This window comes from Agaricicola taiwanensis (genome assembly GCF_014635245.1).
GTDB classification, from domain to species: domain Bacteria; phylum Pseudomonadota; class Alphaproteobacteria; order Rhizobiales; family Methylopilaceae; genus Agaricicola; species Agaricicola taiwanensis.
The window spans coordinates 1,161,626-1,182,334 of the sequence record NZ_BMCP01000001.1; the positions used below are offsets into that span (position 1 = coordinate 1,161,626).

The 20,709-nt window shown below is 61.8% G+C and carries 17 protein-coding genes; 7 read left to right on the plus strand and 10 right to left on the minus strand.

Features of this window, described 5'->3' with window-relative positions; translation table 11 throughout:
- Positions 1 to 10: 10 nt before the first annotated feature.
- The 4 genes from IEV58_RS05515 to IEV58_RS05530 are packed head-to-tail and all read right to left on the minus strand — an operon-like array spanning position 11 to position 5,588.
- Positions 11 to 1,060, minus strand: a complete 1,050-nt coding sequence (locus IEV58_RS05515; RefSeq protein WP_188408658.1) for an MraY family glycosyltransferase — start codon at positions 1,058 to 1,060, stop codon at positions 11 to 13.
- Positions 1,057 to 2,211, minus strand: a complete 1,155-nt coding sequence (locus IEV58_RS05520) for an SGNH/GDSL hydrolase family protein (protein ID WP_188408659.1) — start codon at positions 2,209 to 2,211, stop codon at positions 1,057 to 1,059. The genes IEV58_RS05515 and IEV58_RS05520 overlap by 4 nt, the downstream gene beginning before the upstream one ends.
- A 24-nt stretch (positions 2,212 to 2,235) precedes the next feature.
- A complete protein-coding gene (locus tag IEV58_RS05525; protein WP_188408660.1) occupies positions 2,236 to 3,600 on the minus strand; it encodes an MBOAT family O-acyltransferase in 1,365 nt (454 codons plus the stop codon).
- Positions 3,601 to 3,638: 38 nt separating this feature from the next.
- On the minus strand, positions 3,639 to 5,588 hold the full coding sequence (locus IEV58_RS05530; protein ID WP_229729199.1) for a polysaccharide biosynthesis protein: 1,950 nt from the start codon (positions 5,586 to 5,588) through the stop codon (positions 3,639 to 3,641).
- A 194-nt stretch (positions 5,589 to 5,782) separates the two neighbouring features.
- Here IEV58_RS05530 and IEV58_RS05535 point away from each other — a divergent pair, with 194 nt between their 5' ends.
- On the plus strand, positions 5,783 to 7,003 hold the full coding sequence (locus IEV58_RS05535; protein WP_188408661.1) for an O-antigen ligase family protein: 1,221 nt from the start codon (positions 5,783 to 5,785) through the stop codon (positions 7,001 to 7,003).
- On the opposite strand, the gene IEV58_RS05540 is transcribed toward IEV58_RS05535, so the two are convergent.
- From IEV58_RS05540 to IEV58_RS05550, 3 genes are read right to left on the minus strand one after another with little or no spacing between them, the layout of a single operon-like run.
- Complete coding sequence (locus tag IEV58_RS05540) at positions 7,000 to 7,923, minus strand: NAD-dependent epimerase/dehydratase family protein (protein WP_188408662.1); 924 nt, start codon at positions 7,921 to 7,923, stop codon at positions 7,000 to 7,002. The genes IEV58_RS05535 and IEV58_RS05540 overlap by 4 nt on opposite strands.
- Positions 7,923 to 8,738: a uracil-DNA glycosylase gene (locus IEV58_RS05545; protein WP_188408663.1), complete on the minus strand. Its 816-nt coding sequence runs from the start codon at positions 8,736 to 8,738 to the stop codon at positions 7,923 to 7,925. Before IEV58_RS05545 ends, IEV58_RS05540 begins: the two co-directional genes overlap by 1 nt.
- 58 nt (positions 8,739 to 8,796) lie before the next feature.
- Positions 8,797 to 9,954, minus strand: coding sequence for an acyltransferase family protein (locus IEV58_RS05550; RefSeq protein WP_188408664.1), 1,158 nt, complete (start codon positions 9,952 to 9,954; stop codon positions 8,797 to 8,799).
- A 284-nt stretch (positions 9,955 to 10,238) separates the two neighbouring features.
- On the opposite strand from IEV58_RS05550, the gene IEV58_RS05555 reads away from it, so the two are divergent.
- From IEV58_RS05555 to IEV58_RS05565, 3 genes are all read left to right on the plus strand, one after another.
- Positions 10,239 to 11,924, plus strand: coding sequence for an electron transfer flavoprotein-ubiquinone oxidoreductase (locus tag IEV58_RS05555; protein ID WP_188408665.1), 1,686 nt, complete (start codon positions 10,239 to 10,241; stop codon positions 11,922 to 11,924).
- 102 nt (positions 11,925 to 12,026) lie between these two features.
- Entirely contained in the window at positions 12,027 to 13,991 is a 1,965-nt protein-coding gene (locus tag IEV58_RS05560; RefSeq protein ID WP_188408666.1) for a tetratricopeptide repeat protein, read from the plus strand.
- A 17-nt stretch (positions 13,992 to 14,008) separates the two neighbouring features.
- Entirely contained in the window at positions 14,009 to 14,887 is an 879-nt protein-coding gene (locus tag IEV58_RS05565) for a 4-(cytidine 5'-diphospho)-2-C-methyl-D-erythritol kinase (RefSeq protein WP_188408667.1), read from the plus strand.
- 5 nt (positions 14,888 to 14,892) lie between these two features.
- On the opposite strand, the gene IEV58_RS05570 is transcribed toward IEV58_RS05565, so the two are convergent.
- A complete protein-coding gene (locus tag IEV58_RS05570) occupies positions 14,893 to 15,828 on the minus strand; it encodes a polyprenyl synthetase family protein (protein WP_229729252.1) in 936 nt (311 codons plus the stop codon).
- Positions 15,829 to 16,013: 185 nt separating this feature from the next.
- Between IEV58_RS05570 and IEV58_RS05575 the strand changes: the two genes are divergently transcribed.
- Entirely contained in the window at positions 16,014 to 16,244 is a 231-nt protein-coding gene (locus tag IEV58_RS05575) for a putative signal transducing protein (protein WP_188408669.1), read from the plus strand.
- On the plus strand, positions 16,231 to 17,013 hold the full coding sequence (locus IEV58_RS05580) for a tRNA1(Val) (adenine(37)-N6)-methyltransferase (protein ID WP_188408670.1): 783 nt from the start codon (positions 16,231 to 16,233) through the stop codon (positions 17,011 to 17,013). The genes IEV58_RS05575 and IEV58_RS05580 overlap by 14 nt, the downstream gene beginning before the upstream one ends.
- On the opposite strand, the gene IEV58_RS05585 is transcribed toward IEV58_RS05580, so the two are convergent.
- The gene (locus tag IEV58_RS05585) at positions 16,998 to 17,288 is read right to left on the minus strand and encodes a hypothetical protein (protein ID WP_188408671.1); all 291 of its coding nucleotides are present in this window, start codon (positions 17,286 to 17,288) and stop codon (positions 16,998 to 17,000) included. The two genes, IEV58_RS05580 and IEV58_RS05585, sit on opposite strands and share 16 nt — an antisense overlap.
- A 184-nt stretch (positions 17,289 to 17,472) precedes the next feature.
- Between IEV58_RS05585 and IEV58_RS05590 the strand changes: the two genes are divergently transcribed.
- Positions 17,473 to 19,251 (plus strand): TadE/TadG family type IV pilus assembly protein, encoded by a 1,779-nt coding sequence (locus IEV58_RS05590; protein WP_268235563.1) that lies wholly within the window; start codon positions 17,473 to 17,475, stop codon positions 19,249 to 19,251.
- Positions 19,252 to 19,253: 2 nt separating this feature from the next.
- Here IEV58_RS05590 and IEV58_RS05595 read toward each other — a convergent pair whose 3' ends face one another.
- On the minus strand, positions 19,254 to 20,705 hold the full coding sequence (locus IEV58_RS05595) for a TrkH family potassium uptake protein (RefSeq protein WP_188408673.1): 1,452 nt from the start codon (positions 20,703 to 20,705) through the stop codon (positions 19,254 to 19,256).
- Positions 20,706 to 20,709: the final 4 nt, after the last annotated feature.

Consider the following 20,709-nt stretch of genomic DNA (forward strand, 5'->3'; position numbering starts at 1 on the left):
GGGCGGTGTTCTAACGCTCCCGCGGAAATTTGGCGTCAGCTTCCAATTCCGCCTTCGCAGGCCCCTGCGCACGCAGCAGCATGATAAGGCCGAGCGATATGGCTGCCGCCAGAACGAAGGCGCTCCAGGGATGATACAGCGAGTAGAAGGCGCAGCCCGCGAGCCCGAGGTTGCCCACGGCGACCTGCAGAACCACGCTGAGGTGCGATGTCCCACCGTCGACCGCGCGCTGGTAGGCATGCTCGCGATGGGCATCGCCGATCTTCGCGCGGCGGAAAAGGCGTGAAAAGAGTGTCAGGCTGGCGTCCGCCAGGAAGTACATCGGCAGGATGACAGCCGGCGCCAGATAACCGATGACGGCCGTGGTCAACAGGAGATAGCCGAGCGCGAGACCGAGCGCGAGACTTCCCACATCCCCCATGAAAAGCTTGGCCGGGGGCCGGTTGAAGACGAGGAAGCCGAGAGCCGCGCCCGCCACCACCACGGCTTCACGGGCGGGAATGCCGGAATGGGGCGCAACAAGAGTGAGCGCGGCAAGGCCTCCCGAGACCATTGCGGCCTCCGTGGCCGCGATGCCGTCGATGCCGTCCATGAAGTTGAAGAGGTTGACGAACCAGACCAGCGAAATCCATGCGATGAGCCGGTCAAGGAGAAAGGGAAAACCGCCGCGAAAGACGAAGGCTTCGTCCGGCACCGACAGGATCAGCGCACCCGTTGCAGCGATCTGAACGCCGAGGCGAATCCGCCTTTTGAGACTTTTCCGGTCGTCGAGAAAGCCGAGGACGGCCATGGCGGCCACGGCGCAGATGACCAGCAGCGATGGCCCGACGGGCGCAAAAGCCGGTACGAGGAGCCAGCCGATAACAATAACCGGAACAAAGCCGATACCGCCGCCACGGAGCGTCGGAGTTCGGTGCGAGCTTCGGTCGTTCGGCACATCGAACAGTGCTGTTGAGCGCAGCCAAGTGAGGGCCACGCCCGTCCCGATTGTCGCCGCGACGAGGGAACCGACGAGAATAACCAGTAGCGGTAGATGATAGCCTGAAAGTTCGATCATCATGTCCTCGGCTCTGCCGGAGAGCCCATCCTGCTCAAGCTCCTGCGGATAACATCGGCAAAGATCGCACCGTAGACTTTGTTGCCGTCAACATTGAGATGACCGCGCCCAAGCGAGCTCGCGAAACCATGCAGGGCATAGATATTGCTGGCGCCTACCCGTCGAACGATCTCTGCATCCAGATCTGTGGCATCGAGGCCGGCTTCCGCGAAACGTTGGATGATTCGCGCCATGACTTTCTGGCGCTGGTTTAACTCGCATCGCGGATTCAGACCTTGGACAAGAACGATCACGGTGGTTCCGCTCTTTTGGAAAGCAGCGAGGTCGCGGATGAAAGCGTCCCGCACACCCGCTGCATCGGCCGGCTCATTTGTCAGCCAGAGACGGGCTTGCGCGTTTAGGTTCGCCCCTTGGCAAGTCGATTGCGGCCGGGCATCACCTGACGGCGCCTGTGGGCGGCTGGGAAATTCTGCGAAGAACCCGATATTCTTGCGGTTGTTCAACAGCGTCGCAATGAAAGAGTGATCAAGAGCTGCATACATCGCATCGCCCGCAGCCGACGTGCGAAAGCGAAAGCCACGCCCCTCGCGAAAGCCGTAGGATAATCCATAACTGCCGTCCACCTGTTGCCGATAGGCTGTGAAGCCTGAATCGTCCCGTGATGCGGCTGACAGCAAGTCTCCCAGAGGAACGACCACGAGTGCGAGATCAGCGCGAAGCTTCGTGCCTCGCGAGAAAAGGCGCGCGATTTCGACGGCAGGTGTTGCCCCGGCAAGCCCCAGGTTTAGCACCTCGATACCAGGGGTATGCCGCTGAAGGCTTTTCTCCGCCACGGCGACGGCTGTTTCGCCTTGAGCAACCTGGGTAGCTTCAATCATGGAGTTGCCAACCACAACGATGCGCGGGCCGTTTGGAACTGCGGGACGGTCGCGGTCACGAAGCCCTTGCGCCGAAATGGTCACGTGTGAGCGGTTCTCGGTCATCCAGATGCCGCTGGTGCCGGGACGATGTGCATAGCCTGTCGGGGCATCGGGACCATAAAGTGAGACCTCCGGCATGGGCAGCACATTCCACAGCGGCGTCACGAAGAACATCTGAAACATCGCTTCCATGATCAGGACCGCTGTGGCCAGGCCCAGCGAGGTCAAAAACATGGTGCGCAGTAAAGTTCTCATGTCCTAGAACCGGAAATAGATAAAGGGATTGCCGGCGGTCTTTGGGACCATCACGAGAAGAAGGGCGAGGCCGAGAAGGAGGGCGCGAAGGAAAGGTCCATCGAAGCGGATCATGCGACGCACCTGTGCTGCCGAAAAGAGCCAGCGCTCACCGGCATGAAGAGCGAGGAGACCTGACGCCCCTGTGAGGATCAGGAGGCGATCAAAGTAGGCCGACGGCAACGTGTAATCGCCCGAAGGCGCACCGCCGAACATGGTGGCGATGAACAACACGGCCTCACGGAGGTCGCTGGCTCGGAAGAAGACCCATAGGATCATAACGAGGGCCAGGGTGAGCGCCCATTCGAATGGGCCAAGCCGAGCAAGGAGCGACCCACCAAACCGCCAGGTGACGGTGAGTAGCGCCCAACCGAGTCCCCAGGCTATGAAAGTCCAGTTGGGCCCGTGCCAAAGACCAGCAAGAGACATGACGAGCACGAGCACGGCACCCTGGCGCAGTGGTGACCCACTGCGACCGCCAAGTGGGATGTAAAGATAGTCTTGGATCCATCGGGACAAAGTGATGTGCCAGTGGCGCCAAAACTGAAGCGGATTCCGGACGAGATAGGGCTGCCGAAAGTTGATCGCTAACCGCAGCCCGAAGAGAAAGCCGAGGCCGAGCGCCATTTCGGAATAGGCCGAAAAATCGAGATAGATCTGAAATCCGAACAGCCAAGCGCCGAGCCAGGCCGTCGCCGGGTCCGAAGGACCCTGGCTGAATATGCTGTCGACAATCGGAGCCAGTGAATCTGCCAGGATGATTTTCTTGAAAAGGCCAAGCACACAGAGACCAAGACCGAGTGAGATCAACTGGGGCCGCGCGCGCCCTTTGTCGAAAAGGCGATCAATCTGCGGCCCAAACCGGGACCACCGCATGATGGGTCCCGCCACCAACTGTCCAAAAAAAAGCTTGAACAGCGTGAACTTCGCAAGGGAGCGAAAGGGCTCTGCCTTTCCGTGCGCGAGGTCGATGACAAATGCGGAAAGCTGAAAGATATAGAATGAGATACCCAGCGGAATAATAATTCCACCTGAAAAGAGGTCCAACCCCGCAGCGTGAGCGAAAAAGGCCCGGTATTTAAAATAGGCCAGGCAACCGAAGTTAACCGCAAGAACGGGCCACAGAAATGCCTTGCGCTGAATTACGGCGAATTGAAAGCCGTAGTTCGCCAGAATGATAGCCGCAGCGAGCAGGGAATCGTGAAGGCCTGCCACGGAATAGAAAACGGCGCTGGCAACAAGCAGCACCCAACCCTTCCACGGAAGGAGCTGAAATAGGCAGAAAGTGACGGCAAGAAACGCAGCGAAGTAAAAGGTATCGTAACTCACGTCTGCCGGTTCCTAGGAGTAGATGAGCGAGCGTTAGCTCAGTGCAGCCGGTGGCTCGCTTCCGCTTCCGGAAGACGTTGGGAAGGAAGCGGCTGCGTCTGAACGTCAGGAACAAGCATTTCTGGAACGACATCCTGCAGCAGTGCGCGGATGACTGGTCCGTCGCCGGCGCGCGCGGCCTGTTCGATGCGGTCGATGGCCCGGGAGATAGCTGCGCGATCGGTCAGACGCGGCGATGCCACGAAGACGCCTTCTGTTGCGGTGGCCTCCGTCGCCTCGTCCCGATCAAACAGTTCTTCAAACAGCTTCTCGCCAGGTCTGAGGCCGGTGAACTCGATGGCGATGTCGATGTCGGGCCGGCGGCCTGCAAGCGCAATCATCGTGCGGGCGAGATCGACGATCTTGACCGGTTCCCCCATGTCGAGAACGAAGATGCGGCCGCGATCGGTCTCGGTGGCAAGGCCATGAGCAGCGGCCTGCAGCACGAGCTCGGTCGCCTCCCGGATGGTCATGAAATAGCGCCGCATCTCCGGATGCGTGACGGTGACCGGCCCGCCCGCGCGGATCTGGTGCTCGAACAGCGGCACGACCGATCCCGTGGAGCCAAGAACATTTCCGAAGCGCACGGTGATGAAGCGCGTCGTCTGCCCGGGATCGACATCGAGCGCCTGGCAATGGATTTCCGCCACGCGTTTGGTGGCGCCCATGACGCTCGTCGGTCGAATAGCCTTGTCCGTCGAGATCATCACCATGGCTTGTGCGCCGGCTGCCACGGCTGCATCGGCGACATTGCGCGTGCCGACCACATTCGTCAGCACGCCTTCCGGTACGTTCGCCTCCACCAGCGGCACATGCTTCAGCGCCGCCGCGTGAAAGATGATGTCAGGCCTTTCCAGTCCGATCAGCCGGAAGATGGTCTCCCGGTCCCTTACGTCGGCGATAATGGCAGCGCGATCGAGGGAAGGCAGAAGTTCGGCAACCTCGCGGTCTATCCGATAGAGGTTGAACTCGCCGTTGTCGACCAGGAGCAGCCGGCGCGGAGCATAGGCTGCCACCTGGCGGGTGATTTCCGAACCGATACTGCCTCCCGCACCCGTGACCATGACGGTGCGTCCCTCCACCAACTCGCGCATCCTGGCGAGGTCGAGCTTGACCGGCGCACGCCCCAGGAGATCATCCAGGGTGATGGCTTCAAGGCTGGGCGGGCCGCCGAGCAGCTGCGGTGTCTCGGCAACGCGGGTGATGGCAATGCCTCGTGGTGCCGCGATAGCCGCCACCGCCTGGAGTTGCTCGCGGCTCTCACGCGGGGCAGTGATGACGAAAGCATTGGGTTTGAGGCCCCGCTGCGCCAGATCCTTGAGGACCCCGTCCAGTTGGGCGACGCTGCCCAGCAGTGGTACGCCTCTGACGCTGCGCCCCTTGGTCTTGCCCTTGGAATCAACAATCCCGACGACCTGATAGCGCTCACCGCCCTCAAGGCCGAAACGGCGCATGACACGGTCCGCCTCCAGCGCCGTTCCGATGATCAGGAGGCGCACCTGCTTTTCACGTGCTTTGCCGGATACGAGGCCCGTCAGGGAGGAAAGGCCGCCGTCGCGCACCACGCGGTAGGCAAGGCGGGGACCCGCGAGCAGCACGATCAACACGAACCATGTGATCGCCGGGACCGATCGCGGAATGAAGGTCAGCCTGTTGATGAGGAACATGGCGACAAGAAAGACGAAGACAGTGGTCGTCGTCGCCACCACAATGGCGCGAAGGTCGGTGAGCGAAGCAAACCGCCAGATCCCGCGGCCGAGGCCGAAAATGCGGAAGACCACCGCGGCCACCATCGCGAAGGTCGCGGTCGGAATGGTAAGGTCGCTGAGCGGCGGCAGGTTGTCCGTTCCATATCGGAACAGCATGGCCAGGAAGAAGGCGATGGCCGCCATGGCGACGTCATGCAGGGCAGCAAGGCCGCGCTTGAGCTGGGTAGACGACGGTTTCAACAATAAGCCTCTGCCTGGCGGTGACCCTATCCTCTACACGCGACAAGCTTCGGCTGTAAAACGAGAAACGCCCGGAAGATATGGAAAATCACGGAAGTTACGGCTAACCACGGATCTCCCGAGTTGCAGAATCACGTCTCAAACGGTTACCCATGCCCCTGCGATCCATGATTGCGCCTCAGCTTGCCCCAAAAATGGATCGCTTGGCCCTGATCCTGCTGGGGGCAACCCCGGTTGTGGCGGTCTTATCCACACGCTCATCACCCCTGATGCTGGTGCTGTTCACTCTGGCGTCCATCGCCGCTCGTGTGTCGGAAGGCGGAGGGGTGCTGCTCTGGCGCCGGATCCGGCAGTCCGTGACCTCGCCCGTCGCCGCGCTCGTCATGGCGGGGCTGGTGGTTATCTGGATCTCGACGACCTGGGCCCCGGATCAGGCTTTTGCTGTTGGCTATGCGCTGCAGCTCACAGGAAACGCCGTTCTTATCCTTTTCGCCCTCTGCGCTGCGCCGGATTTCAAGCCCGGAGCGGCCACCCGCACGTTGATGATCAGCCTGACGGTCGCATCGGTCTTGCTGTTGATCGAATTGATGACCAACGGCGGCATTCTTACGCTGCTGGGGCAACCGCCGGAAGGAGCGTTCCGCCTCAACCGCGTGGTCGTCACGGTGGTGGTACTGACGCCGATCGCCATCCTTTACGCCAGGATGCTTGGCTCGCGGATGTTGTGGTTACCCCTCGTGGTTCTCGTCGTCGTGACGTCGATCCAGTCGGACAGCGGTGCATCTGTGCTGGGTATTTTTGTGGCCCTCGCTGTCCTGGGTGCGGCTCTGTGCTTTCCGGTTGCGGCGGTTCGGATCGTCGGGGTCGGCGCGATCCTGGTGTCTTTGGCGATGCCCCTGCTGGCTCCTCAGGCGAACAGCATCATCCCGCAGGCGCTCCATGAAAAAATGAGTAGCGCCAGCTCCGAAGTCCGCGGGGAGATCTGGCGCATCTATGCCGACATTGGCCGGGAACATCCGATTTTCGGTTTTGGCATCGAAGCAAGCCGTTTCACCATCAATTCGAGTGCCGAACGGGGGTTGTCAGCCGAGGCAATCGAGCTTTTGAAGTATGGGCATCCGCATAATGCTCCGCTGCAGATCTGGTTTGAGCTTGGTCTGACAGGAGTACTGATCTTCGCGGCTTTGCTTACGGTTCTCCTGTTCCGTATGGAACGTCTCCCGATGCACCTGAAACCCTATGCGTCCGCCACCTTTGCCGCTGTCTTCGCGATCGCCTGCATCAGCCATGGAGCGTGGCAGGCCTGGTGGATCAGCCTGATCGGCATCCTCTTTATCTGGTGGCGGAGCATCGAACGTGCTGACGTGGCCGCGTCCGTGGGGGTTGAGCGCGCCGTCGAGCCGGAAGCCGCCTAAGCGGCCATCGGCTTCGAACCCGCCGTCTTCGCCAGAGCCTCGGCTGCGGAAAGACGCGGCTGCCATCCTGCTGCGAGCAGCTTGTCAGGCCGGGCAACGAGCGGCGACATCAAACGCTCGATCTGCTCCTGGCGATTGGCAAGGGTGGCCGCAGCGGACAACAGGCCGGCAGGAACACCGAACAGCAAGGCAGGTTTGCCCAGCCCCCGCCGGAGCGATGCGATCATTTCGCCAACGGTCAGCGGCTCTGGATCGGCGACGATGTAGGTCTCTCCCGCCATTTTATCGCTGCGCAGCGCAAGCAGGACCGCATCCGCGAGATGATCGCGCGCGACGATGGAGCGCTTGGCAGTGAGGCTGCTGAGAGGGAGCGGCCAGGGCGACGCGGCAAGCTTCATCAGCGCCGCCATATTGTAACGGACGCCTGGTCCGTGGATGAGAACCGGGCGAAGGATGACACTCGGCACGTCGATCTCTGAAAGTGCCTGTTCGGCAGCCTGTTTGGAGCGGCCGTAGGGATCGGTTGGTCCCGAAGAGATGTCCTCTGTCAGGATCTCCTCGGAGGAGGGGCCGCTCTGGGCTCGGATCGAAGAGAGAAAGACGAAGCGTCTGACGCCAGCGCGCGCGGCCGCCTTGGCGATTTCCACGGTGGCCTCGGTGTTGACGCGCCGGTAAAGCTCTTCCGGCACATCCGGCCCCTGATGAGCAATACCTGCGGCATGAACCACGGCGTCTGTGCCTTCCAGCATGAAGGAGCGATTGATGGGGCGCGATAGATCGCCGATCACTGCCGCTTCGACGCCGGGGGGCAAAGGTCCGGGTTCTCGCAAGGCGACCCGCACACTATGCCCGGCGGCAATAAGCGCCGGCACAAGGCCCTGTCCGACGAAACCGGTGGCGCCGGTGACAAGAACGCGCATCAGGCAAGGGCCTTCTTGATGGCAAGGAAGTCTCGCCAGGCAAGCCGTTTCTGCAGAGGGCTGCGCAGCAGGAAAGCCGGATGCAGGGTCGCCATGGCCCTGATGTTGCTTCCGCCCACCGCATAGTCGTGCCAGCGTCCGCGCAGCCGCAAGATGCCCTCGGAGGTCCTCAGCATCGACTGGGCCGCGGAACCGCCGAGAAAAACCACGACGTCGGGTTCCGCAAGTTCGATCTGACGCTGGATGAAGGGCAGGCAGATCTGGGTCTCCTGCGGGGTCGGTGTGCGGTTTCCGGGTGGCCGCCACGGCACCACATTGGCGATGTAAACCGCTGCGCGATCGAGGCCGATGGCGGCGAGCATCTTGTCGAGCAACTGTCCCGAGCGCCCAACGAAAGGGCGGCCCTCGCGATCCTCGTCGCGGCCGGGAGCTTCACCTATCAGCATCAGGCGCGCACCCGGCGCTCCGTCGGAAAAGACGAGCCGGGTTGCCGTCATCTTCAGCGCACAGCCGTCGAAGGCCTCCAGAAGAGCCCGTAGCTCATCGAGGCTCTGCGCCTTTGTCGCAGCGGCTCGCGCAGCCATGACATTTTCCTCCGCCGAGGCGGCCAGAACATTGCTTTCGGCCGGTACCGCGGTGACCGGAATGAGCGGAGGCGAAGCGACAGATGGTGCCGCGAGCCGTTTTGCCGGTAACTCGGCGAAGCGGTCACGCCCTTCTTCGCCGATGGCGATATCCACGCCCATGGCCTGATACCACTCAAGGAGGCGGAAAGCCTCTTCGGTGTCCAGAAGCGGTGGATCAGCGTTGGTCATGGTCGTTTTCTAGCACGATCCTGCAAGGTTGCAGATCTTTTGCAGGTGTCGCCGGATGTCACAGATCCCGCGCCGGTTCCGGCGCCGATTGAAGTGCCGGATTCGCTGTCTTGGTGCCAGAGAAGGCTCTTGCCAACAGATGGCTCGGCTTCTCGAACAGCCGGTAGAACAGCTCGCTGGCCAGCAAGACACTGGCGGCGGCAATGGCCGTCGTCGGCGCCAGCCCCAGGTGACCGTCGGCCAGATGAAAGATCGCCAGCATGACCGGCATGTGGACGAGGTAAAGCGTGTAGGACACGCGGCCCAGCCACCGCAATGGAGCACAGTTCAGCAGGTTCCTGGCGGGCGACGCTCCGGCCGCGAGTGCGATGACCCCTACGGCGGCGCCGGCAAACAGCATCTCGGTCATGAAACCCGGCTTCAGGGAGAATAGGCACATGGCGCCTCCGAGCGAGGCGGCGAAACCGATGCGGCTCAAGCCAGAGGCCCAGGCCACGAGCGCTGGCAGGCGCAGCGCCATGATGGCGCCAATGATGAAGAAGGCCGAAAAGCGCAGCGTGTCGAGCAGCGAGGTCGTGATGTTGCCTTCTACGATCAAGGCGCCATGAAACCCGATGACGTAGAAAGCACAGGCAACGGTGAGTGCAGCGGTCTGCGAACGCAGGGCGAGCGCAGCTATGAGGGGGAAGACCAGCGAGATGCGCAGCTCGTGAACCAGGCTCCACATTACCGGATTGAGCCGCATATCCTCCCATCGGCCGGTCATGGCGAGATGCTTGAGGAGGATGATGGGCTGGGGAGCCGTGTCCCATGACGCTTCGTTGAACCAGGCGGTGAGAGCCTCGATCTCACCGGGTGATGACAGCTTGTAGAGCATTGCTGCCAGAAGGATGGAGCAGGCGAAGGGGATGTAGATGCGGGTGAGGCGCCGCAGGGCATAAATTCCATAGGTCTGGTGCCGGCCGCGCGCGAAGGGCAGCATCAGGACAAAGCCGCTCAGCACGAAAAAGACGATCACTGGCGCACGGCCCGCCATGAAGGCGGCGGCGGGGGTTTCCCTCAGCATTGCGAGCAGGCTGGCCGATCCTGGCACCAGGGCCAGGATGAAGTGATGGAGGACGACGATCAGCGCAAATACGCCGCGAAGGGAATCAAGAGCGGGCAGTCGGCTTGTGTCGGATAGGCGGGATGACGATGCAGGGGGAGAGGAAGCCATCGAATGAGATGTAACCGGCGTGCAAAATGAACGGCCGAAAGATCGGTCAATCAGGCCACGCGAGAACGTTCACCCCCGTGGACGTCGAGTGCGGAAGGATAGGGCGCCAGCGGGCGATTTTGTGACCATTGGTGACTTTTTGGTTTGGCAGCGACGGTATGCAATTGTATACAGATGATCTGGATGTCTCGGACTTGCCGATTGGCGTCGGATATCCCAGAAGCATAGTTGAGAAGAATTCCAATCTGCGGCCTATGGCCGGCGGATGAAAAGCAGAGGAAATCATGAGCGACACGACCGCCACTGAACTTCCCGAACGCGAGGGCATGGATTTCGATGTGGTGATCGTAGGCGCGGGCCCTGCCGGTCTCGCTGCTGCGATCCGGCTCCGTCAACGCGCCGAGGAGGCTGGAACCGATCTTTCGGTGGTGGTGGTCGAGAAGGGCTCGGAAGTGGGCGCCCACATTCTCTCCGGCGCCGTCATCGATCCCTCGGGGCTCGATGCCCTGCTTCCGGATTGGCGTGAGGCGGATGATCGTCCGCTCACAACCGAGGTGACCGACGATCGTTTCCTCTATCTGACCGAGACGGGCTCTTTCGGATTGCCCACCGGGCTGATGCCGAAGTTCATGTCGAACCACAGCTGTTTCATCGGCTCGCTCTCCAACGTCTGCAAATGGCTCGCCACCCGCGCGGAGGCCCTGGGGGTCGAGATCTATCCAGGCTTTGCCGCCAATGAAGTGCTTTATGATTCCACCGGCAACGTCATCGGCGTTGCCACCGGCGATATGGGCGTCGGCCGCGACGGGCAGCCCAATGCCGCCTACACGCGCGGTATGGAGCTGCGGGCGAAATACACGCTGTTCGCCGAAGGCGCGCGTGGCCAGCTCTCCAAGCAGCTCATCAAACAGTTCACGCTGGATGAGGGCCGGGAACCGCAGAAGTTCGGCATCGGCCTGAAGGAACTGTGGCAGGTGGCGCCGGAGAAGCACAAGCCGGGTCTCGTGCAGCACTCCATGGGATGGCCTTTGGACGACGCGACCGGCGGAGGTTCATTCCTCTACCACTTCGGCGACAACCTTGTTGCCGTTGGTTTCGTGGTCCACCTCAACTATCAAAATCCTTACCTCTCGCCATTCGACGAATTCCAGCGCATGAAGCTGCACCCGGCGCTGCGCGACACCTTCGAGGGAGGCAAACGAATCTCCTATGGCGCCCGCGCCATCACGGAAGGCGGATGGCAGTCGGTGCCGAAGCTGGTCTTCCCCGGTGGGGCGTTGATCGGCTGTGCCGCTGGCTTCATCAATGTGCCGCGCATCAAGGGCAGCCACAATGCGATCGCCACCGGCATGCTCGCCGCCAACAATGTTTTCGATGCGCTGGCCGCCGGCCGAAGCCACGATACGCTGGATGCCTACGAGAACAGCTGGCGCGAGTCCGCGGTCGGGAAGGATCTGTTCCCCGTCCGTAATGTGAAGCCGCTTTGGTCGAAATTCGGCACGCGCATCGGCGTCATGTTGGGTGGCCTCGACATGTGGACCAACGCTCTTGCGAAGTTCTCCTTTTTCGGCACCTTGAAGCACGGCAAGCCTGACTGGCAGACCCTCAAACCCGCGTCCGAATGCGCCCGGATCGCCTATCCGAAACCTGATGGCGTCATCACTTTCGACAAGCTGTCGTCGGTCTTCCTCTCCTCGACGAATCACGAGGAGGACCAGCCGCCGCATCTGAAGGTGGCGGACATGGCGCTGCAGAAGAATTCGGAACATGACGTTTATGCCGGCCCGTCTCAGCGGTACTGCCCGGCCGGCGTCTATGAGTGGGTCGAAGAGCCCGGAGCCGATGCCCGCTTCGTGATCAATGCGCAGAACTGCGTTCACTGCAAAACCTGCGACATCAAGGATCCGAACGCCAACATCACATGGGTAGCGCCGGAAGGCGGAGGTGGGCCGAACTACGCGAACATGTGACCTCTTTGCCACGATCTATGCCTTGTCCTCGCCGCAGCGAGGAGCCATGGTGCAGGAAAGCCGGCTGATCGTGCGCCGGTCATATCCTGGAGGGCGGGAAACGTGTCGCGTCGAATAATCCGAACGGCTGCCTTTATCATCGCGTTCGGCCCGGCGGTCGCATCCGCGGCTCCGACGAGTATTGATGACGTCATCGCGCTCGCGCAGGACGGTTCCGCCGCCGGCAACTATCTCGCCGGCCGCTATGCCGCCATCCAGCGCGATGCGGACGCCGCGGCGACTTTCCTCCAGGCCGCCTTGCGTGCCGACCCGAAGAACGCGGAACTGCTGGACCGCACGTTTCGCTCAACCCTTGCCGCGGGTGAAATAGATCAGGCCACCAACCTGGCAAGGCGTGTTTCCGCGTCCGATCCGAGCAACCGGGTGGCTCAGCTCGCGCTGGCGATCAAGGCAATCAAGACACGTCAGTTGGAATCGGCGCGGCGGTACCTGGAGCCGGCGCTCAACGCCGCGACGCCGGATGTGGCCGCGACGCTGGTAACCGGATGGGCTTGGTACGCTTCCGGCGACGCCAGCAAGGCGCTGGAGACTTTCAATAAGCTCTCCGGCAATGAATTGACCGACTACCTGCGCGACCTGCATTCGGGCCTCATGGCGGATGCGGCAGGCCTCAATGACGAGGCAGGCAAGCGTCTGGAAGCGGCCTATCAGGTTGATCCCAACACCTTCCTCGTCGCCGACGCCTATGCACGCTGGCTGGCGCGCGCCAAGCGCGTCGATGAGGCAAAATCTATTTATACGGCGGTGCTGCAGGCTTTCCCGAATGATCCAAGATCCGGTGCGGCTCTGGCGGATCTGGAAAGCGGCAAGATTCCCGGGCCGGCCGTGCGCAGCGCGCGTGACGGGATCGCGGAGGTGCTTTTCAGCTTCGGCCGTCTCGCGAACCGCAGTGAATCGGCCGAGATCTCACAGGTCTATCTGCAGCTGGCGCTTTATTTGGTGCCCGATCATGAACTGGCTCTGCTGACCCTCGCGGATCTGTCCGAAACGATCGGGCAGACGCAGATGGCCATTGATGCCTACCAACGGCTGCCGGTGAAATCCGTTTATAAGCGCGATGCCGAAGTGCGTGTCGCGGTCAACCTCGCCGCGTTGGAGAAGATGAAGGAAGCGCGGGCCCAGCTCGAAACGCTGATCTATCGTGCGCCCAACGATCTCGATGCCTATGTTGCGCTCGGTGGGCTGCTTCATCGCGACAAGAAATATGCCGAGGCCGCCAAGGTCTATACCCGCGCCATCGCCACATTGGACGAGCCGAAGCCGCAGCACTGGTCGCTGTTCTTCGCGCGCGCTGTTGCCTACGACGGGGCGAAGCAATGGAACAAAGCGCAAGCGGACCTGGAGAAGGCGGTCGAACTGTCGAGCGAACAGGCGACAGTGCTGAACTATCTGGGCTATTCCTGGGTCGACCGGCACATCAATGTGGACAAGGGCCTGGAGCTCATCCGGTCCGCCGTGGAACTGCGCCCTAACGATGGAGACATCGTCGACAGCTTGGGTTGGGCTTATTACCGCCTCGGCCGCTACGAGGATGCGGTGACCGAGCTGGAACGGGCGATCGACCTGCGTCCGCAGTCGTGGGAAATCAACGATCACCTCGGCGACGCCTACTGGAAGGTCGGACGGAAGCTGGAAGCGCGATTTCAATGGGCTCACGCCCGGGATCTGAAGCCCGACGAGGAGAAGCTGGCGCTGATCGAGCGCAAGCTTGCCGAAGGACTGGAGCCGGTCGAAACGGAGCTTGAGAGGAAACGTGCCGAAGAGCGCGCCGGCGAGGATGCCGAGCCGAAGGACACCATGGCCGCCACACAGGCTGTCCCGACGGCGACCCCCGTGGTCGCAGAGGGAACCTTCACGGTGCGGCCCGGCGACACGCTCTGGATCATCTCCGAGGAAATTTTAGGAGACGGCAACCGCTATCCCGAGCTTATCCGGGCGAACGAGACGCTCCAGCGCAACCCCAACAGGTTGATCCCCGGCCAGGTCCTTAAACTTCCGGAACGCTGAGCGCGGGAAACGTTCGAATGCCGGACCAACGCCTGCGGGAGGAGGCCCCCGCGAAGGTCAATCTCACCCTGCGCGTCCTTGGCCGCCGGAACGATGGCTTCCACGATTTGGAAAGTCTCGTCGCCTTCGCCGATGTGGGAGACGAAGTCTGGCTTTCGCCAGGTCATGAGACGAGGCTGGACGTGGCGGGGAGCCATGCCGGTCTCCTCGGCGACGCCACCGAGAACCTTATCCTCAAGGCTCATCGCGAGCTTAAGACGCGCATTCCCGGACTGCGCGGCGGTGTCTTTTCGCTTCACAAGAACCTGCCGGTTGCGGCGGGATTGGGTGGCGGATCATCCGATGCGGCCGCGGCGCTGCGCCTCCTCGCGAGGCTCAATGAACTGACCCTCGATGACCCACGCCTGCGGGAGGCCGGGGAGGCGATCGGATCGGACGTGCCGGTCTGCATCGAGCGGAAGGCGCGGATCATGCGCGGCAGGGGAGAAAACCTGGGGCCGGCCATGGTCCTTCCGCCGCTGCCTGCCGTGCTGGTCAACCCTCGCCTGGCCCTATCGACGCCGGCGGTTTTCGGAAAGCTCGGCTTACGGCCAGGGGAGAGCGTCGCTGGTGGTCATGCCTCGGAATTGCCCAGCGGCGCCGATTACGCGGCAGCACTCTCATACCTTGCAGGCGCGGCAAATGATCTGGAGCCGCCGGCGATTGGCCTCGCACCTGCCATCGAGGAGGTGATCGACGCTCTGACGGCCACCGAAGGCGCTGATCTGGTCCGGATGTCCGGTTCCGGGGCCACCGTCTTCGCGCTCTACGGCAGCGAGGCTGCTGCCGCGGCGGCAACCGGCCGGATGGCTGCCGAACATGCGGGCTGGTGGGTCACGACGACGATGCTGCGCTGAGCTCGCTAATGGGCGCGTTCAACGACGAAATCGACCGTCTCCAGAAGAGCCGCCTTGATGGGTGATGGCGGGAAGAGACCGAGCGCGTCACGAGCCATTGAACCATAGTGCCGCGCCCGCAGCAGTGTGTCGCGGAGAGCCTCGTGGTGGGTCAGGATCTGCAGGGCGCGTTCGAGATCGCCGTCAACGGCGCCACCTTCCACGAGCGCCCGCGTCCAGAAGGCTCGTTCCTCGTCATCGCCACGACGGAAGGCGAGAACGATGGGCAGCGTGATCTTGCCCTCGCGGAAATCGTCGCCGACCTTCTTGCCCAGCTTGGCTTCCGAGCCGCCGTAATCGAGCGCGTCATCGATCAGCTGGAAGGCGATCCCCAAATTCATGCCATAGGAGCGGCAGGCGGCACGTTCCGCTTTCGGGCGCCCTGCCATTGCCGGCCCGACCTCGCAGGCGGCGGCGAACAGTTCCGCCGTTTTCGCACGCACCACGGCCAGGTAATCATCTTCGCTGGTGGCGGTGTTCTTGGCCGTGGAAAGTTGAAGCACCTCGCCTTCGGCGATGACCGCGGCCGCCGTCGCCAGAATGTCCAGCGATTCAAGCGAACCGACTTCGACCATCATCTTGAAGGCCTGGCCGAGAAGGAAGTCTCCCACCAGCACGCTGGCGGCGTTGCCCCACACCAGGCGCGCGGCATTCTTGCCGCGGCGCATGTCGCTTTCGTCAACCACATCGTCGTGGAGCAGGGTTGCCGTGTGCATGAACTCCACGGCGGCGGCCAGTTTCACATCCCCGTCGCCTTCATAGTCCGAGAGCATGCCGCCGGCGAGCGTCAGCATGGGGCGGATTCGCTTTCCACCGGACGAAATGAGGTGATTGGCGACCTCCGGAATCATCTCGACGTCGGATCCAACGCGGCTGAGAATCAGCGCGTTAACGCGCTGCATGTTAGCGGCGACGAGCCCGCTCAGCTTCTCGATGCCCGACGACCGCTCCGGTCGTGGTTCATCCAACGGCAGAACAACACCCACGTAGAGGCTTTCCTTTGGTTTAAACCCGTGCGGACAGTAGAGAATATGGGGCGGTCACGGCAAGCCGTCCACAAGAAGCCGATCGCCGCAGGGAAAGCTTTATGCACGAATTGATCCGCACCAACGACGTCGTCCTTCTTTCCTACGTCCAGTCCCTGCTCCAGGAGGCGGGGATAGAATACCTGCTGCTGGATGGCCACATGAGCGTGCTTGATGGATCAATCGGGGCGATCCCGCGCCGGCTTCTTGTCGATGAGGATCATAATTTGAAGGCGCGCCGTCTCCTGCGCGATCACGGTCTTGGCCATGAGCTGCGCGATGACCGACCGTGAACTGACGACGGAAGATCGCCTGCTGAATGGGCGCCTCCTGGTGCGCCAGCCTGCGCGCGGACATCGTGCCGGCACCGATGCCGTCTTGCTTGCGGCTGCGGTACAGGCGGACAGCGGTCAGACCATCGCTGATTTCGGCGCCGGCGTCGGCAGCGTCGGTCTCATGGTGGCTGCACGTTGCCCCGATTGCAGGCTGACCCTCGTGGAGATTGATGGCTTCCTTGCCGAGCTGGCGCGGCAGAATGTTTCCGCCAACCATGTCCTGGCCGATGTCGTGGAAGCCAATGTCGAAACCGCGAATCTCGCCCCCGGCAGTTTTGATCACGTTGCCATGAACCCGCCATTCTACCCGCCGGCCGCCAAGAGATCGCCGGACCCCCGCACGGCTCGGGCGCGTATCGGAGAGGAAGGCTTGGTAGAAGCGTGGATCGAGACCGCTCATCGCGTTCTGAGGCCGGGGGGCGTCCTCACCCTGATCCATCGGGCTGACGCGCTCGCTGGTATCCTGACGGCCATGGCAGGCTTCGGCAGCCTGGTGGTCGCGCCGGTGCAGCCCCATGCGAATGCCAGCGCCTCACGTGTCATCATCGCTGGCGTCAAAAATGCGAAAGGGCCGCTCGTGCTGGAGCGGCCCTTGATTTTGAACACGATGGAAAACCTATTTACGCCGGAGGCGCGCGCCATCCATCAGGGCGCGGCATTTGAGCGGAGCTGGCCCGCGCCGCGTAGGCAACGGCGCCTACGACCTAGCCGTTACCAGCCGCGATAGCAGCGGCGTTCCGTGCGCACCCGCCAGCTGTAGCCATCGAAGAAGCGCACCCGAACACGCTCGCAATTCCGCGGGCGGTGCCGCCGGCCGTGGTAATAACGCGGCGGTGGGCCGTGCCGCCAATGCCGGTGCCGGGGTCCATGGTGGCGATAGCCAGGACCATCATGGAAGCCGAAGTAGAAGCCCTGCGCCGCGGCTGGGACCGCCGACGCGATGGAGCCGCCGATGCCGAGGCTTACGACCGCGGCGGCGATGAGAACCAACCTGCGTAACATGACGTACCTCTCCAAACTCAAGCTTTGGAAAAGATCATGGGCCCTGGTGGCTGAACTGCCCGTGAGTGTCACGTTCAGATTCGGTTCAGCATCCGGGCAGAACTGCGGCGTCATATCCCTGCAAAGGGGGAGTTTTAACAATTCCATGCCTTGATAAGGCGGTCGCAGGAAGAGGTTTGTGTCGATGCAATCTTGTCTTCGGAGAACAGCCAGGCGCCTTGCAGCCGACGAGCGGGGTAATATTGCAATTATTTCGGCCCTGGTGGCTGTTGTATTGGTGGCGGCCATGGGATTTGCCGTCGACTATACAAACGCCAGCCGCGTGCGGACGAATTTGCAGGCTTCACTCGATGGCGGGCTTCTTTCCGCAGCAACGAACACGAGCGAGTTCGGAACGAGCGACGACGCCGCTCTGAAGGAAGCCATCAAACAACGGTTGCGCGCCTTTCTCATGACAGCGGGTTTGCCGCAGGAGATCACCGACACGCTGGCGATCGATGTGGCGCTGATCGGAGATGGTATCGAGGCCTCGGCGAAGGCGACGGTCGAGACCAACCTGCTGCGCGTGATCAACATCGATACCATCGATGTCGGCGCGAAAGCCGCTGTGATCGCCTCGAGCGCGAAGCCGGTCGAAGTCGCGCTCGCCCTGGATGTGACCGATTCCATGATCGACAACATGGCGGACCTGCGCAGCGCGGCGCAGAACTTCGTCGATAAGTTGACATCCAACGGGTCGAGCAGCGCCGCAAAGATCGCGCTCGTGCCTTTCGTCGGCGCCGTGAACATCGGCACGCCATCGGGCTACATGAACTGGATCGACACCGAGGGGGACGCGAAATACAACGCGATCAACCTTCGCAACATCTATGTCGCGAGGAAAGCCGTCCCTGAGTGCCCATCATTGGACGATGGCGAGGTGGTCGGTGGCGGCGGAGATAACGACAATGGCTGGCTTGAAGGATCGCCGTGGCAGGAAGCCTTGGACCGGCTCGCCGGCATCTTTCAGGTATCTCAAGCCCAGGCTCACCCCGCGGCTCCCTACAAGTTCGTGTTCTATGAGCCCTGCGACTGGGTCAATCCAAAGAAGATCAGCAACACACACCTTTTCGAGTTGATTGGAGTGCCCTGGAAGGGCTGCGTCGAGGCACGTCCCGAGCCCCTCGATGTCAACGACACGCCGCCCTCTGCTTCCAACCCCGATACGCTCTGGCCTGCCTACTTCTGGCCCGACGGCCCCGATCTCGACAGCTCGCCGGATCCCGAGGTGTCCAACAACTATCTGATCGATACGCCTTATCCGGCGGACTCGAATCTCCAAACTCACCGATGGGGCAGAGCCTATTCGATCGAAAAATACCGTCCTGGAAAGACGCTCAACATCGACGAGACGCCGCCCTACATGAAAGGTCCCAATAGGGCATGCCCGGACCCAGTCCTGCCACTGACCAACGATTATGATCAGATCAGCGCGCGCATCAGCAGCCTTCAATATTATGAGGGCTCCGGCACCAATACGGCGGAGGGTGTGGCGTGGGGTATGCGTGTCCTGTCTCCGGGGGCGCCTTTTACTGAAGGTGCTCCTTATGGAGACATCGATAAGATCATGGTGCTGCTCAGCGATGGCAATAATGGTCTCATTCGAGAGGACGTTTCACCCTTCGGTACGCACTACTCCTCCTATGGTTCGCTACGCTACGGGCGCATTCCCAACGACACGAACGTCGACGCGGCAAATGCATTTCTCGATGACCGCATGTCTCTCGCCTGCACCAACGCGAAGAACGCGGGCATTGAAATCTATGTCATCGCGCTCGGAGTGAACGACGCATATAGCCGCCAGCTGCTGCGCAACTGTGCGACGGACAGTGAGCATACGTTCGAGGTGGGCCGCAGCGGCAGCCTTGAACCGGCCTTTGCCAAGATCGCCAAGGATCTCGCAAATCTCCGGCTGACGCGCTGATGTTATGACCGCCAGAAGCGGGGCAGCACGAGCACCAGCACGGTGAAGAGCTCCAGCCGCCCCACCAGCATGGTGAAGGACAGCAGCCAGAGGTTGCCCTCTCCGATGGTGGAGAAGTTGCCGGCGGGGCCGACCAGCGGACCAAGACCGGGACCCACGTTGCCCAATGCCGAAATCGACGCGGACAAAGCGGTGATGAAATCAAGACCGGACGCTGCAAGCGTGACCGCGACAAAGATAAACACTGCCACGTAAAGCATTGAGAAAGCGAAGACCGATGATGATACGTCGTCGCCCATGGGCCGGCGGTCATAGGTTAGCGGGAAGATACCATTGGGATAAAGCATCTGCATGAACTGCTGAAGCGTCGTCTTGGCGACAACGATGAGGCGGAACATCTTGAACCCGCCGGCGGTCGAGCCCATGCAGCCGCCTAGAAACATGACGCAGAAAAAGAGCGCGTCGGAAAAGGCTCCCCAGGCGGAATAGTCGACGATCGCGAAGCCCGTGGTCGACATGAGGTTGACCACATGGAAGATGGCGTGACGGACAGCGGTCTGACCGTGTGCGATACCACTGCGTTCCTGATAGATCACCAGAAGCACGGCGACGACCGCAACGATGATCAGAAAGAGCCGGACTTCTGGGTTACGGGTGAGCTGCGCCGGCCGCCCTCGGAGCACCTGTATATAAAGCGCGAAGGGCAGCGCTCCTGAAATCATGAACAGCGTGGCAATCCACTCGATCGTGGGGCTGTCATAGTAGCCGAGCGATGCATCGTGACTTGAAAAGCCGCCGGTCGCCACCGTGGACATGCCGTGCAGCACGGCGTCGAATGCCGTCATACCGGCCAGTGTATAAGCGACAATGCAAAGGAGATTGAGCCCGGCATAGATCCCGAACGTCGACGCGGCGATCTGGGCCGCGGCCGGGAACATCTTCTCGGACTTGTCGGACGATTCAGTCCGGAAGAGCTGCATTCCGCCGACGCGCAACATGGGCAGGACCGCCAGTGCGATGACGATGATGCCTATGCCGCCGTAAAAGTGCAGCAGGGCACGCCAGAGCAGCAGTCCCGGCGGAAGCGCGTCGAGGCCCGTGATGACACTACTGCCGGTGGTGGTCAGTCCGGACATGGCCTCGAAGACGGCGCCGCCAAAGCTCAGGTTAAGCTGAGACCACATGAAGGGAAGTGACGCAAACAGCGCCAGCACGCTCCACGACAGTGTCGTCAGGAGGAAGGCCTGGCGCACGTTGAGCTTCGGCGGCTCCTTTGTCCGACCCGAAGAATAAAGCGCGACGCCAATGAAGATGGATACGGCGGACGAGGCGGCGAAGACCGACCAGTCGTCGGAACCGGCAAGAAGATCGACAAGCGCCGGCAGCAGCATCATGGCGCCGAGAAGCGTCACGAACAAACCCAGGATGGCGTTGATGGGGCGAAGATCGATCACTGGA

What these genes read in the sequence shown, in the direction of transcription:
- IEV58_RS05570 (WP_229729252.1), bottom strand. Translation starts at nt 15,828, where the DNA reads ATGCAGCGCGTTAACGCGCTGATTCTCAGCCGCGTTGGATCCGACGTC.
- IEV58_RS05545 (WP_188408663.1), bottom strand. Translation starts at nt 8,738, where the DNA reads ATGACCAACGCTGATCCACCGCTTCTGGACACCGAAGAGGCTTTCCGC.
- IEV58_RS05575 (WP_188408669.1), top strand. Translation starts at nt 16,014, where the DNA reads ATGCACGAATTGATCCGCACCAACGACGTCGTCCTTCTTTCCTACGTC.
- IEV58_RS05590 (WP_268235563.1), top strand. Translation starts at nt 17,473, where the DNA reads ATGCAATCTTGTCTTCGGAGAACAGCCAGGCGCCTTGCAGCCGACGAG.
- IEV58_RS05555 (WP_188408665.1), top strand. Translation starts at nt 10,239, where the DNA reads ATGAGCGACACGACCGCCACTGAACTTCCCGAACGCGAGGGCATGGAT.
- IEV58_RS05535 (WP_188408661.1), top strand. Translation starts at nt 5,783, where the DNA reads ATGGATCGCTTGGCCCTGATCCTGCTGGGGGCAACCCCGGTTGTGGCG.
- IEV58_RS05580 (WP_188408670.1), top strand. Translation starts at nt 16,231, where the DNA reads ATGACCGACCGTGAACTGACGACGGAAGATCGCCTGCTGAATGGGCGC.
- IEV58_RS05565 (WP_188408667.1), top strand. Translation starts at nt 14,009, where the DNA reads ATGCCGGACCAACGCCTGCGGGAGGAGGCCCCCGCGAAGGTCAATCTC.
- IEV58_RS05550 (WP_188408664.1), bottom strand. Translation starts at nt 9,954, where the DNA reads ATGGCTTCCTCTCCCCCTGCATCGTCATCCCGCCTATCCGACACAAGC.
- IEV58_RS05520 (WP_188408659.1), bottom strand. Translation starts at nt 2,211, where the DNA reads ATGTTTTTGACCTCGCTGGGCCTGGCCACAGCGGTCCTGATCATGGAA.
- IEV58_RS05515 (WP_188408658.1), bottom strand. Translation starts at nt 1,060, where the DNA reads ATGATGATCGAACTTTCAGGCTATCATCTACCGCTACTGGTTATTCTC.
- IEV58_RS05585 (WP_188408671.1), bottom strand. Translation starts at nt 17,288, where the DNA reads ATGTTACGCAGGTTGGTTCTCATCGCCGCCGCGGTCGTAAGCCTCGGC.
- IEV58_RS05540 (WP_188408662.1), bottom strand. Translation starts at nt 7,923, where the DNA reads ATGCGCGTTCTTGTCACCGGCGCCACCGGTTTCGTCGGACAGGGCCTT.